The sequence below is a fragment of the Geminocystis sp. NIES-3708 genome (assembly GCF_001548095.1).
In the GTDB taxonomy this organism is placed as follows: Bacteria; Cyanobacteriota; Cyanobacteriia; order Cyanobacteriales; family Cyanobacteriaceae; genus Geminocystis.
In genome coordinates this window covers 1,604,431-1,617,376 of the sequence record NZ_AP014815.1, presented here as the reverse complement: position 1 = coordinate 1,617,376, position 12,946 = coordinate 1,604,431, and the positions used below count along the sequence as shown (strand labels likewise).

Below are 12,946 nucleotides of genomic sequence, written 5' to 3'. Positions count from 1 at the left end.
AGATTCACTCTTTTCGTTATCATAACAAGAAAAGCTATTTATAATTTCCCTATATGAACCAATCCTCCCAAGATTTATTACAACAACAGTATGATAGTTTACCTTATCCTAAAATTCCCCTAGAAAAGTCTCCTGCTAAAGATTATGACTCTCTATTTGTCAATAATTTGACCACTTCCTATTATCTTTGTCATCAGAGAGTTATTGATACAAAGGATAAAGTTATCTTGGATGTAGGATGCGGTAGTGGATGGACTACGTTAAATTTAGCTTTTGCCAATCCTCAAGCAAAAATTATTGCCATAGATTTATCGCAAAATTCCTTAGAAGTAGCGAAAAAAAGATTAGAATTTCATGAATTTAATGATGTAGAATTTCATCAAATAAGAATCGAAAATATCGCCGAATTAAATTATCAATATGATTATATTAGTTGTAAAGATGTTTTGTGTCTTTTAGATGAACCTTTAGAAACATTAAAAACATTCAAATCAGTGTTAAAATCTGATGGAATTATTCACACAGACTTTCACAATTATTATCAAAGATTTGTTTACTATACCTCCCAAGAATTATTTCGTTGTTTAGGTTTATTGGAAGAAAATCCCGATGATTTTGAAATTAACGTAGTAGTAGAAACTATAAAAAATTTAAAGCCCAATGTTTTATTAAAACAAAAAGTAGGGGGATTATTTAATGATGAAAATTTAGATATAAAATCAGATAAAGTCAGACAAGCTATTCTGATGAATCATTTACTACAAAATGATAAAGGTTATACCATACCCAAAGTTTTTGAAATGCTAAGGGAATCTAAATTAAAATTTTTCAGTATGGTTAACTGGAGACAATGGGAAATTCGAGATTTATTTCAAGACAATAGTTTACCCACTGTGTGGGAATTTGCCTTAGAAAATGCTTCGGAAGAAGAGAAGTTACATTTCTATGAATTACTGCACCCTTGCCATCGTATAATTGATTTTTGGTGTAACCATGATGAGATTTCCTCATCTTTTCAACCGCCATCTACTTGGGAAGAAAATCATTGGCAAAAGGTAAAAATATATTTACATCCCCAATTAAAATTACCAGAAGTTAAACAAGATTTATTAATGGCAATTAAGCAACAAAACCCTTGGGAAGTGAGTAAATTTATTAAACTACCAACTACTATACCCATTTATTTATCTGCTGGTTTAGCTGCTGTTTTATTAATCTTGTGGGAAAAACCTGCAATCTTGCAAGAATTAGTCTCTTATTCCTTAAAAATTCAGCCCATTAATCTAGTAACAGGGGAAGAAAAAAATTACTCGGAAGCTGAAAAAGAAATTATTGATTTAGTTATTAAACTAGAGACTTTTTTATATTTATTAGTAGAAAAAATCTAACTATTTTTGATGAAAATTGTTTTTTTAGATTTGGGTAATATTGACTATAACGTGGAAACTCCCCATTCTCAACCATTGAGCGGTTCTCAATCAATGATCTGTTATTTAGCCGAAAATTTGGTAAAATTAGGTCATGAAATTTATCTAATTAATAACCTCAGTAAAGGAGGTATTTATCGGGGAGTTTCTTGTCTTTCCTACAATGAAATTAATGTTAGTTTTTTTCTGACAGTGGACATTGTCATTCTGCAAAATAGACCTGCTTTTGGCTTTACTATAAAAAATTTAATTAGTTCTCACTGTCTTCTTATTTTATGGTTACAACACGCACAAGATCAACCAGCCGTTGAATGTTTGTTAAATGCTGAATTAGTTAATATTTATGATCAAATTGTCTTAATCAGTCAATGGCAAAAAGACCAATATTTAAAAACTTTTCCTATCTCTCCTGAGAAAGTTACTATTTTAAATAATGCCATTAGTCCTAATTTTGCTCAATTATTTAGAGAAAATGAGCAGATTTTAAGCCATAAAATCAACCCTCCTGTTTTGGCTTACACCAGCACTCCTTTTCGTGGTTTAGATTTACTTTTAGAGTTTTTTCCTTATATCAAAAAATTGATTCCAGAAATTACTTTGAAAGTTTTTTCCAGTATGCAAGTTTATCAAATCAATGATGAATCTAAATATGCTGGGTTATACGAGAAATGCCAGAATATGGAAGGTGTTGAATATATTGGTTCAATTTCTCAGAAAAAATTAGCAGAGGAATTAAAATCAGTATCTATTTTAAGTTATCCTAATACTTTTCCTGAAACTTCTTGTATCGCAGTGATGGAAGCCATGGCAAGTGGTTGTTATATCATTACTAGCGATTTGGGAGCACTTGGGGAAACATCTGCAAATTTTGGCTCTTTACTTGCCGTGGATGATAATGATTGGAATAGATATGGTGAAGTTTTTATTCTTAAAACTGTGGAAATTTTACAACAATATCTTAATGAAGATTATGAATTAGAAAATCATCTACGAAAACAGGTTGATTTTGTTAATTATAATTACGGTTGGAAAGTTCGCACTCAAGAATGGATAAATTTTTTGACGAAAGGAAAATTTCAGCAATTTCTCAAGGAAGAAAAATATCAAGAGGCAGTAGATTTTTTTGAACGAGAGATTAATATTAATCCCTTAATTACAGATAATTATTGGTATTTGGGATTATCTTTCTTATTTTTAGGAGATATTATCACCGCTCAAACGACTTGGTTTAGTATTCTTTTTAATGATTCTACTGAAATAATAGAAAACAATAAATTAGAATTATTAGATATTTTACAGACACAAATCAAGGAGTTATGGAAGTTAGAGCGAGATGATTTAAGGGAATTATTAGAAAACACTATTAAAGATGTAAGTTGTTAGGTGATTTCTAATAATAAATATACTTGCTAGATCTCCCCTAGCCCCCTTAATGGGGAATTATAAAGAACACAATTCTTCTCGAAAAGATAAAATCAATGTATAGACTTTTATTGGAGGCTCTGAAATGATAAAAATTCAAGCAATTATACATGAAGCGGAAGGATGTGGATATTTGGCAGAAGTACCATCACTACCCGGTTGCCTCACAGAAGCTGATACAATGGAGGAATTAGAGAATAATCTTAGGGAGGCTATAGAACTATATTTAAGAGCAATTCCTAATCAACAAGATTCATCTGATAAGATATTAGAACTAATTTTATGAAGTCAATTTCAAGAAAGTGATTAGCTATATTCTCAAGAAAAAAGGTTGGGTATTAGTAGATGTTAATGGCAGTCATTTTAAATATTGCAAAAATAATCAGACAGTAATAATTCCTATTCATGGCAATAAAGATTTAAGAATAGGTACTCTTAAAAGTTTCATGAAACAAGCAAATTTGACTGAAGATGATTTGATTTAACAACGAATTAGACACATAAATTGACAAAACATAGTACAGATATGAGAGACAATATTGAATATTAGTTTGTAGTGATGGCTTTAGTCATTAATCTGTAGATAAAATTTTTCTAATGCTTTCACACATTCTAAATCTCCATAAAGTCGATCGAGCTTAACTTTTATTTTCTCTCTAATCGTTTGATTATAGGCTCGATCAAGCCCTAATTTCACAGCAATTTTGATATATTCTTTTTCGGAATTAGCAATTGTTTGAGTCACCCCTAACATTTTCAAAATTCCGTAACTGTGACGACTGCGCATAAATTCTCCAGGTAGTGTCACCACAGGTAAATGACAAGATAGAGCTTCTCTTGTTGTATTATCTCCAGACCATGCAATACTATCTAAAAAGACATCAGATAACCAATTTAACTCAAAATAATCACCTTGAGACAAAGAAGGCAAAAAAACACAATAATCATGAAAATCTAAGTTATTTTTCTTAAAAACAATGTCTAATCTTTCTTGAAAAATATGCGTTAAATCAGGATAAGATTCTATAAAAACAAACTTAGCGAGAGGGACTTTTAGAGCTATTTTTGGAAGTAAATAATCATGACGGGGAAGATATTTAAACAACATTTGACTGCATAAATAAATAATATCATCACAGTTTAAATAAAAATCTTCCCTTATTTTATTTACCTCAGTAATAACCTCTTTTTCTAAACACATACCAATATTAGGTAAGCAAAATAATTTTTCAGAATAATGATTTTGTGCCTGTTTAGTTTCCATTAACTCCCTTGAAATATAATAATCAATCGTTTCTAATCCAGAAGTGAGAGGATGTCCGATGGTTGCACACTGAATTGGAGCTAATTTTAAACTACCCATGACGATAGTTTGCGGTAACATTCCTATTTCTGTATAGGTTAAAATATCTAAATTATCTTGATAAATTTGCTTACAAATTAATTCTAAATTATCAGGAATACAACAATATAATTTAGTTATTTGCTCAATTTGTTTTCTTAAAGACTCAGAAATATTTTCAATAAAATAAACATGAATAATAAATTTATTTACATCTAAATTTTCTAACCATTTAAATAACCATTTAGCTCGATTATAACTTCCTCCACAAACAAAACCTAGTTTTATTTTTCTTTCTTGTTTTCCTTTGATATAACTGCGTCTTTTTGACCATTGAGGAAAATTTGCTTCTGCAATTTTAGTAACTAAATAAGCATATTTTTTTTGTAAATCTAAATCGTTATAACCTTGATAAGCTAAATAAAAATTGGTATGATTAGTAATAGCTTCTAAAGCATTTTTTCTTTTATCTTTAGTAGATAAATCTAAATTATTAATTAAAAAATCTAATCCTCGACTAAATCTTTGACGATAATCAATAATTTCTTTTTCTGCACAATAAATAATAGGTAAAAATAAATATTTTTGCAATTGCCAAGTAAAATTATCAGGAAATAAATCGGCAGTTTTTATAGCTAAATTGACTGCTTCATCAAATTTTCCCCTATTTTTAAGGGCTAATAATAAATTAAAATAACTACCCAAATAATTCTGGTTAGTTTCGATGGCTTTTTGATAAATTAATTCGGCTTTTTCCCATTGATTAAGGTAACAATAAATATTACCTAAATTATTATAAGCATCTACTAAAGAGGTATTAATATTGATAGCTTTTTTATAGGCTTCCATCGCCCTCATTTTATCCTGTAGTTTTTCTAAAGCTAGGGCAAAATTATAATAATATAATCCCCACTCAGGTTTTAAGATTTCTTGTTCCCATAGTAGCTGATGAATTTTCCCATAAATTTTTACTGTGACGCTAAAATTATTATGATGAAATTGAGTTAAAGCCATCTCATCAAAAATATTTAAAAGCTCTTGAAAATCATCATCAAAATTATTACTACTTAAAAGAGTTGACATCAAAATCTCATCAGTATTTTCTATGTCATTAAGTAATAAATATACTAATGCTAAATAAAAATAACTAGTAATTTCTTCTGGTTTTGTTTTAATTCTTTCCTCAAGAAGATTTTTTAATTTCCAGTAATTTTCTTGATTTAATTCTTTGACAACTAAGGATTTTAAATCATTCATAATTTAATCTTCTTGGGGTAATTTTACCTGTACTTTACCATCCTTAGATATATTCACTTCTCCTCCTAAACTTTTAATTTTATCCATTGCCATTTGACGGCTTTTATCATCAAAAACAGAAGTAAGAATATTTGCCCAAGCACTAACTTGAGCTTTTTTACTATCAGGATTTTTTGCCAAATATTGGGCAGTTTCTAAGCGTTGTTTGGCAACGCTTTTGCCGATGTCGTCTCCTCGGGTTAAAGCCCATTGAGCTGATTTTTCGTAAGATTTTTGGGCGGCGGATATATCTCCTAAAAAGAGAATTTCATCTACTCCTTTATAAGTCCATAAATTAAAAGCTAAAGGGTTAACTTCTGGAGTAATTTGAGGTAAAATTTTATCGAGAAATTCTACAGTTTTCTCAGGTTTACCAGCATAAATAGAGTTAGCGGTGGAGAGGAAAAAATAAGCATTGACGAAGGAAGGATCATAGTTACTAATTAACTCAAAGTAATCTGTAACCAGAGAATAACCAGTTTTATCCCGTGCTGGAGTATCCCCAAAATATTGGATTAATTGTAAGTATTGCCAATCTGCGAGTAAATTGTTGAATCCAACGGTAGGTAATTTTTTCTGTAGAGTTAAAGCGGTTTTGAGCTTTTCTTCTTGTGAGAAATAATCAACTTGTGTTGTTTTATTCTCGATATTTGTCTTAACGTATTTCTGCTGAAAAAAAACTATTCCCATTCCGCAAAAAAGTATAAACACAAAGGGAATTAAAGATTTTATTTTCATGGAACCTATCAAAAATTATTACCATCATTTTAATTTTTTACCGCTATTAGTGCAATCATCGGCGGCAGTATCACCCACATTCACCGCCTGATTTACTCCAGAAGATTCACAAATACTAAAGGTATAAAGTCCACTATTATAATAAACTCCTGCGGCAAAGTTTCTGACTTGATCTTTGACAGGGTTAATGGCAATGGCTTGGTGTTTGACTAAAGTAGCGTCCACATCGCTAGGATCAGGAAAGTTATGATATTTAGTATCCAAACTATTACTGATTCCATCGTTTAAAAGGGTAATGGTGGGGGCAAAGGTTTGTTTTTCCCAGTGGTAAGCCTGTTGTCTCCTTGCCACTGAACCTAAAGCTGATTTGGTTTCCGCTTCTCTGGCTTTGCCCACTTGATTGATAAAGTTAGGAATGGCAATAGCAGCTAAAATACCTACAATAATCAGAGTGACTAAAAGCTCAATTAAGGTAAAACCTGAAGTTTGATGACGATTAATTACCCTTAGTTTTTGTAATAATAAGGTTTCGATCATGGCTTTTTAGTGGATTGATTTATACACCCTCAATGTACCCAAATTTTGGTTCTTTGTTATCAATCGATGGAGATAACTTCTCCAAAGTTTGAAGAAGTGTTAGATTTATACCTAGATGCCAAATGGTGGGCAACGCCCCCCTACTAGTTGATAAAAAAAGAGCAAGTATTACTACCCACTCTTTATGTTTTATTTTGTTTTGTAGAATGCTGTTAAGCTAAATAATTATTTGAGGGTTGTACCAGAAGTACAAGCACCACCAGTAGCGGCAGCAGCACCACCAATATTGTCGGATTGACATACGGCACTACTGTAAGCACCAGTACCAAAGGCAATGGAAGCAGCATATTGTCTTACCCCATCTACTGTTGCGGCTTTAGCTGCAGCGTCACTATCACCGGTACTGGTAGAGATGTTGAAATATTGGCTATTGATTACTGTTCCTAACACGTTGTCAGCCTGAGCGAGGGTGGCAGAATCAACAGTAGCAAAGGATTGTTTCTCAAAATGGTAAGCTTGTTGAGTTCTGTTGAGAGTACCCATGGCGTTTTTAGCTTCAGATTCTCTAGCTTTACCAACTTGTCCTAATAAATTGGGTAAGGCAACCGCAGCAAGTACACCGATAATGATTACAACGACTAATAGTTCAATTAAGGTAAAACCTTCTTGTTGATTTTTTTTGTTACGGAGGTAAGATAAATATTTTAAAGTTACTTCTGGTTTCATGGCTTTATGCTCCTGTGAGAGTTGTTTTTAAAAGTTTGTTTTTTCTCTTATTGATACCTTACCCAAGTTCGATCAAAAACCTATCATCTTTTTCAAAAAAATTTTTTCTATGTCTAAAATTCTTTATGGAAGTTTGATGCAACGTCTCCATGGTGATTTTTGAAGATGTAAATTATTATCAGGCATTTGAGAAAAATAAAATTTATCGTTATTCAGTTTATCCACTTAGTAAGAATTGGATATAAATAATAATCAAAAGGGAAAACTTAAGAAAACTCTATAATAAAAATAAAATCCTCTAAATAATTATGGATCAGGGTAATTTATATAAAGAAAAATTATTAGTCCAACGTTACCTCTTAAAAGAAATCATTGGGCAAGGTGCAATGGGCATAGTTTATCGGGCGGAGGATACTATTTATAAAAGACAAAATGTTGCTGTCAAAATTCTCTCTCGCTCATTAAATGATATGAAAATGATTCAACGGTTTCAAAGAGAAGCGACTATCAGTGCTTTACTTTCAGAGAGAAGTGATAACATCGTTAAAGTTAGTGATTATGGTGTCGATGAAAATAAAGTTCCTTTTTATGTGATGGAATATCTTAATGGGGAGAATCTCACTGAAATAATTGATATTCATGGTATATCCTTAACGAAATTTTTTGATTTTTCCCGTCAAATTTGTCGTGCGATGGAAACTGCTCATAACGGCATTTTTTTTGAAGGGGAAATTTCTCCCGTGATTCATCGAGATCTAAAACCTAGTAACGTTTTTGTGATAGAAGATGCTAATGGAAAACAACAGATCAAAGTCTTAGATTTTGGCATTGCTAAATTAATTAAAACGGAAGAGGGGGAAACAGAAAGTTTCATGGGTACTCCTCGATATTGTTCTCCCGAACAGTTACAGGGGAAAGACTTAGATAATCGCTCTGATATTTATAGTTTGGGTATGATCATGTATCTGATGTTAAGTAAAAAATATCCATGGGATTTAGAAATAGATTCTGTGGGAGAATGGTATAAAGCTCATACGGAATTAACACCAGCTCAATTTTCCTCAGAATTAAATATTGCGGCAGATTTAGAAAATTTAATTTTAAAATGTCTCGAAAAATCTCCTAATAATCGTCCTCAAAGTGTTGGTGAAATTATCCAAAAATTAGATCTAATTTCTCGAAAAAATAGCGAAAATAATAGTGCTATTACTACCAAGAATATTCCTAAAAATGATTTATTATCAAACGATTCTAAATTAACTCTAAATCAATTTTTATTAGAAAGTAAGTGGCCTAAAAATAAGCCCATTCAAAAAATAGTATTTCCTAGAATTATCACTTATGAAAAACAAATAATCTCAACAGTTTGTACCATGCTAGAAGAAGTAGATATAAAAAATAGGCAAAATGATATTCGTTACAATCAATTTCTATTTCAAAGTTATCCTCATCCCATGATTTTATGGTTAACCGTATTATATAATCATAAAGATGGAGCTCGTTGGTTGCCTTGTTATTTAGATTTAAAAACTAATATTGGTCAACAAGTTGTTAATACATTAAGTGATTCTAAAGAATATTATTTACTATTTTTCCCCATTGAAAAACCACAAGTTTGTCAAGATTTTTTATCTTTTAAAGTAATGCTTAAACAAAGAACAAATCTTAAACAATGGGGTTCAGTAAGTAATATGATAACAGTAAAACATAATGAAGAGGCAATTGTTAGTAGAAAAAAACTTAAACAAGATTTAGAAGAGTTAAAACCAAAAATTATTTTAGAAATTGAAAAAAGCAACACTCAAGAGCTACATTTTTAGTCATAAAATACTAATTATTTTGCCATTATTTTTTTTAAAAATTAACGATAATAGTATGAATTTAACAGAAATTATTAAACAAGATTATCAAAACTTTCCCGAAGATCAAACCTATAGTATCTATGCTGAAAATGTTCATTTTAAAGATCCTGTTTATAATTTTTATGGTTTAAAAAAATATCAAGAAATGATTAATTTTCTAAAAAAATGGTTTAAAAATTTACACCTAGAATTACACGAAATAAAACAAACAGAAAATCAAATAGATACTCGTTGGACAATGTCATGGAATAGCCCTTTACCTTGGCAACCTTTTATTTCTGTTTCTGGTAGAAGTGAGTTAAAGTTGAAAGATAACTTAATCATCGGTCATTATGATTATTGGGATAAATCATTTTGGAACATGATTCAACAACATTTTGTTTTCATAAGAAATCAACAAGTTAAATTTTAAATAAAAATTAATTAGCATCTAATCTTAAATAATTAATAACTTAAATTCAAAATAAATATGACAAATAAAAATAATAAAAATAACTTAGATTCTCAAAAATACGCCTATTTAAAAGCGGAAGCTGAAGCTCCTTATAAGGGATTAAGAAAATTTATTTATTTTGGTATTGGTGCATCAGGTGCGATTGGTGCTTTCATCTTTTTCATCCAAATAATTGCGGGAAAAAATATTACTAATAACATTCCTAATTTATTAATTCAAATTGCTGTAATTATTCTGATGATTTTCTTATTTCGTTGGGAAAATAAAAATAATTAGGATGTCATGAAACAGTATTTTGATAAATCTGATTTAGAGATAAATTTGTTAACGAAGGTGAGATTAGAAGATTAGAGAACAAGCTGAAGAAGAAAGAATTCAGTTAAACATTATTATAATTGATTTTAGACACCTTTTTTGGTATAAATTTTGTAAAATACATAGTACTATAAAGGTGAGCAATGCCCACCCTACGGATTAAGATAAGGCTTCTATTAATTTAGTTTTCGCTATAGTTAAAGCCTCCTCAACTTTAGTCGTATCTTTACCACCAGCTTGGGCAAGATTCGGTTTTCCACCGCCTCCTCCACCGCAAATTTTAGCGATTTCACCGATAAATTTACCCGCTTGAAGTTGTTTTTCTTTATAAACTTTCTCCCCAAAAGCCGCCACTAAACTAACTTTATTGGCTTCGGGAATAGATGCTAAAATCACCGCAGAATTACCTAATTTTTGTTGCAATTTTTCTCCTGCTGATTGCAAAGATTTAGCATCTAATTCGCCCATATTAGCCACCAAAATTTTAAATTCGCCCACAGATTGTGCATCACTAATTAAACTTTCAGACTTTAATAAAGCTAACTCTTGTTTCACATTTTCTAATTCTTTTTGAGTGACTTTTAATTCACTTTGAAGATTAAAAAATCGATCGACAATTTCCTCTGGTTTAGCTTTTAATTTATCTGATAATTGCTTGACGACATCATCTCTCACTTTAAGATATTCTAAGACAGATGCACCTGCTACCGCTTCAATACGTCTAATGCCAGAAGCAACCCCTGTTTCAGAAATGATTTTAAACAAGCCAATTTCCGCCGTATTATTAACATGAGTGCCTCCGCACAATTCCATCGAAACGCTAGGAATATCAATTACTCTGACTTCACTACCATATTTTTCTCCAAACATGGCGATCGCACCCTTAGCTTTAGCATCTTCAATTCCCATGATACTAATATCTGTGGAATGAGCTTCCGCAATCCAAGTATTGATTAAATCTTCAACCTGTTGTAATTGTTGCTTAGTAATGGGTTGAGGAGAATTAAAGTCAAAACGTAACTTATCAAAGGATACCAAAGAACCAGCTTGAGAGATGTTTTCATCGACAACTTTTTTCAAAGCTGACTGTAACAAGTGAGTTGCGGTATGATTCGCTCTGACACGGTTACGACAAGATTTGTCTATAGTTGCGCGTAACTTTTGCCCTACGGTGACAATACCTCTTTCCACTGTACCATAATGGACAAAAAAGCCCGACTCTTTCTGTACATCTTCGATCGATATTAACACATCTTCTCCTGCTAAATAGCCTCGATCGCCAATTTGCCCACCAGATTCGGCATAAAATGGGGTTTTATTCAAGATTAGCTGAACTTTGCTACTTGATTCGGCTTTTTCCACCGATTTACCTTCAACTAATAACGCCTCGATGTGACTGATTAACTGATATTCGCTATAGCCTAAAAATTCCGTCGGATGGATATGCTCTGCTAACTTGTCTATGCTACCCTGTACAGTTAAATCAATGGTTTCGTGGGCAGACTGAGATCGAACTCTTTGAGCTTCCATTTCCGCTTCAAAACCAGACACATCAACGGTTAAACCTTCTTCCTCTGCAATTTCCTGAGTCAATTCGAGGGGGAAACCATAGGTATCATAAAGGGTAAAAGCATCCTCCCCCGAAATAACTGTTTTTTGCTGACTTCTGAGTTTAATAATCACCTCATTTAAGAGTTTTTCACCCCTTTCAAGGGTTGCCAAGAAAGCCGATTCTTCCCGTTGTAACTCGGTTTTGATTACCTTTTCTCTTTCTCTCGTATTGCTGTAAACCTCTTCTAATAGCTTGATAGCGCTTTCGGCTACCTCATTGATAAAATTGCCATCGATACCGATTAAACGCCCGTGACGCACGACTCTGCGTATCAGACGGCGCAAAACATAACCCCTTCCTATATTTGAGGCTGAAATACCATCAGCAATCATTTGAACGATCGATCGTACATGATCACCGATAACCTTTAAAGATACCTTAGTATTTTCATCGGCTTTGCTATAGTCAATATCCGCCAACTTTGCCGCCGTTTTAATGATAGGGAAAATCAAGTCAGTTTCGTAGTTATTAGGCACTTGTTGCAGAATTTGTGCCATTCTTTCTAACCCCATGCCAGTATCGATGTTTTTGTTTTGCAGAGGGGTTAAATTGCCGTCAGCGTCTCGATTATACTGCATAAACACCAAGTTGTAAAACTCGATGAAACGGGTATCGTCTTCCAAGTCGATGTTATCATCCCCCAATTCGGGTTTAAAATCATAGTATAACTCGGAACAAGGGCCACAAGGACCAGTTACTCCCGATTTCCAAAAGTTATCTTCTTCTCCCATACGAATAATCCGTTTTTCGGGGATTCCCACTTCATCACGCCAGATAGCAAAAGCCTCATCGTCTTCTCTAAATACACTGACAACGATTCTCTCTGGGGGTAGCTGAAACACTGTAGTTGACAACTCCCAACCCCAAGCAATGGCTTGTGACTTAAAGTAATCACCAAAGCTAAAGTTACCCAACATCTCAAAGAAGGTGTGATGCCTAGCGGTGTGCCCTACGTTTTCAATATCATTAGTACGAATACACTTTTGCGAAGTGGTAGCACGGGGATAGTCAGGGGTTTTCTGCCCTAAGAAAATAGGCTTAAAGGGAAGCATTCCTGCGATCGTCAGTAAAACAGTGGGATCTTCTGGTACTAATGAGGCACTAGGCAGGATTTTGTGTTGTTTTTGGGCGAAAAAGTTTAAAAATTTCTCTCTGATTTCGTTTCCTGTTAAAGAAGGAGGGATATTAGTCATAAAATATTATCAATAATGGTCT

Annotated in this window: 11 protein-coding genes and 1 pseudogene; 7 read left to right on the top strand and 5 right to left on the bottom strand. The window is 32.3% G+C overall.

Going from position 1 to position 12,946, the window contains the following annotated elements; all coding sequences use genetic code 11:
- Positions 1–53: 53 nt before the first annotated feature.
- From GM3708_RS07085 to GM3708_RS07070, 4 genes and pseudogenes are all read left to right on the top strand, one after another.
- Entirely contained in the window at positions 54–1,388 is a 1,335-nt protein-coding gene (locus GM3708_RS07085; RefSeq protein ID WP_066345179.1) for a class I SAM-dependent methyltransferase, read from the top strand.
- 9 nt (positions 1,389–1,397) lie between these two features.
- Positions 1,398–2,810, top strand: coding sequence for a glycosyltransferase family 4 protein (locus GM3708_RS07080; RefSeq protein WP_066345178.1), 1,413 nt, complete (start codon positions 1,398–1,400; stop codon positions 2,808–2,810).
- Positions 2,811–2,934: 124 nt separating this feature from the next.
- Positions 2,935–3,135: a type II toxin-antitoxin system HicB family antitoxin gene (locus tag GM3708_RS07075; RefSeq protein WP_396229658.1), complete on the top strand. Its 201-nt coding sequence runs from the start codon at positions 2,935–2,937 to the stop codon at positions 3,133–3,135.
- Positions 3,132–3,334: pseudogene (locus tag GM3708_RS07070) on the top strand (type II toxin-antitoxin system HicA family toxin). Before GM3708_RS07075 ends, GM3708_RS07070 begins: the two are co-directional and overlap by 4 nt.
- Before the next feature lie 80 nt (positions 3,335–3,414).
- On the opposite strand, the gene GM3708_RS07065 reads toward GM3708_RS07070, so the two are convergent.
- From GM3708_RS07065 to GM3708_RS07050, 4 genes are all read right to left on the bottom strand, one after another.
- Positions 3,415–5,448 (bottom strand): glycosyltransferase family 41 protein, encoded by a 2,034-nt coding sequence (locus tag GM3708_RS07065; RefSeq protein ID WP_082714020.1) that lies wholly within the window; start codon positions 5,446–5,448, stop codon positions 3,415–3,417.
- 3 nt (positions 5,449–5,451) lie between these two features.
- Positions 5,452–6,177, bottom strand: coding sequence for a hypothetical protein (locus tag GM3708_RS07060; RefSeq protein ID WP_231933110.1), 726 nt, complete (start codon positions 6,175–6,177; stop codon positions 5,452–5,454).
- 72 nt (positions 6,178–6,249) lie between these two features.
- Complete coding sequence (locus tag GM3708_RS19255) at positions 6,250–6,762, bottom strand: type IV pilin-like G/H family protein (RefSeq protein ID WP_066345173.1); 513 nt, start codon at positions 6,760–6,762, stop codon at positions 6,250–6,252.
- Positions 6,763–6,987: 225 nt separating this feature from the next.
- Positions 6,988–7,488 (bottom strand): type IV pilin protein, encoded by a 501-nt coding sequence (locus GM3708_RS07050; protein WP_066345171.1) that lies wholly within the window; start codon positions 7,486–7,488, stop codon positions 6,988–6,990.
- Between the two features lie 308 nt (positions 7,489–7,796).
- On the opposite strand from GM3708_RS07050, the gene GM3708_RS07045 reads away from it, so the two are divergent.
- From GM3708_RS07045 to GM3708_RS07035, 3 genes are read left to right on the top strand one after another with little or no spacing between them, the layout of a single operon-like run.
- Positions 7,797–9,308, top strand: a complete 1,512-nt coding sequence (locus GM3708_RS07045) for a serine/threonine-protein kinase (protein WP_066345170.1) — start codon at positions 7,797–7,799, stop codon at positions 9,306–9,308.
- Between the two features lie 55 nt (positions 9,309–9,363).
- A complete protein-coding gene (locus GM3708_RS07040) occupies positions 9,364–9,762 on the top strand; it encodes a DUF2358 domain-containing protein (RefSeq protein WP_066345169.1) in 399 nt (132 codons plus the stop codon).
- A 57-nt stretch (positions 9,763–9,819) separates the two neighbouring features.
- Complete coding sequence (locus GM3708_RS07035; protein ID WP_066345168.1) at positions 9,820–10,080, top strand: DUF3493 domain-containing protein; 261 nt, start codon at positions 9,820–9,822, stop codon at positions 10,078–10,080.
- A 198-nt stretch (positions 10,081–10,278) separates the two neighbouring features.
- On the opposite strand, the gene alaS is transcribed toward GM3708_RS07035, so the two are convergent.
- Positions 10,279–12,924, bottom strand: a complete 2,646-nt coding sequence (alaS, locus tag GM3708_RS07030) for an alanine--tRNA ligase (protein ID WP_066345166.1) — start codon at positions 12,922–12,924, stop codon at positions 10,279–10,281.
- Positions 12,925–12,946: the final 22 nt, after the last annotated feature.

What these genes read in the sequence shown, in the direction of transcription:
- GM3708_RS19255 (WP_066345173.1), bottom strand. Translation starts at nt 6,762, where the DNA reads ATGATCGAAACCTTATTATTACAAAAACTAAGGGTAATTAATCGTCAT.
- GM3708_RS07040 (WP_066345169.1), top strand. Translation starts at nt 9,364, where the DNA reads ATGAATTTAACAGAAATTATTAAACAAGATTATCAAAACTTTCCCGAA.
- alaS (WP_066345166.1), bottom strand. Translation starts at nt 12,924, where the DNA reads ATGACTAATATCCCTCCTTCTTTAACAGGAAACGAAATCAGAGAGAAA.
- GM3708_RS07045 (WP_066345170.1), top strand. Translation starts at nt 7,797, where the DNA reads ATGGATCAGGGTAATTTATATAAAGAAAAATTATTAGTCCAACGTTAC.
- GM3708_RS07035 (WP_066345168.1), top strand. Translation starts at nt 9,820, where the DNA reads ATGACAAATAAAAATAATAAAAATAACTTAGATTCTCAAAAATACGCC.
- GM3708_RS07075 (WP_396229658.1), top strand. Translation starts at nt 2,935, where the DNA reads ATGATAAAAATTCAAGCAATTATACATGAAGCGGAAGGATGTGGATAT.
- GM3708_RS07080 (WP_066345178.1), top strand. Translation starts at nt 1,398, where the DNA reads ATGAAAATTGTTTTTTTAGATTTGGGTAATATTGACTATAACGTGGAA.
- GM3708_RS07060 (WP_231933110.1), bottom strand. Translation starts at nt 6,177, where the DNA reads ATGGGAATAGTTTTTTTTCAGCAGAAATACGTTAAGACAAATATCGAG.
- GM3708_RS07065 (WP_082714020.1), bottom strand. Translation starts at nt 5,448, where the DNA reads ATGAATGATTTAAAATCCTTAGTTGTCAAAGAATTAAATCAAGAAAAT.
- GM3708_RS07050 (WP_066345171.1), bottom strand. Translation starts at nt 7,488, where the DNA reads ATGAAACCAGAAGTAACTTTAAAATATTTATCTTACCTCCGTAACAAA.
- GM3708_RS07085 (WP_066345179.1), top strand. Translation starts at nt 54, where the DNA reads ATGAACCAATCCTCCCAAGATTTATTACAACAACAGTATGATAGTTTA.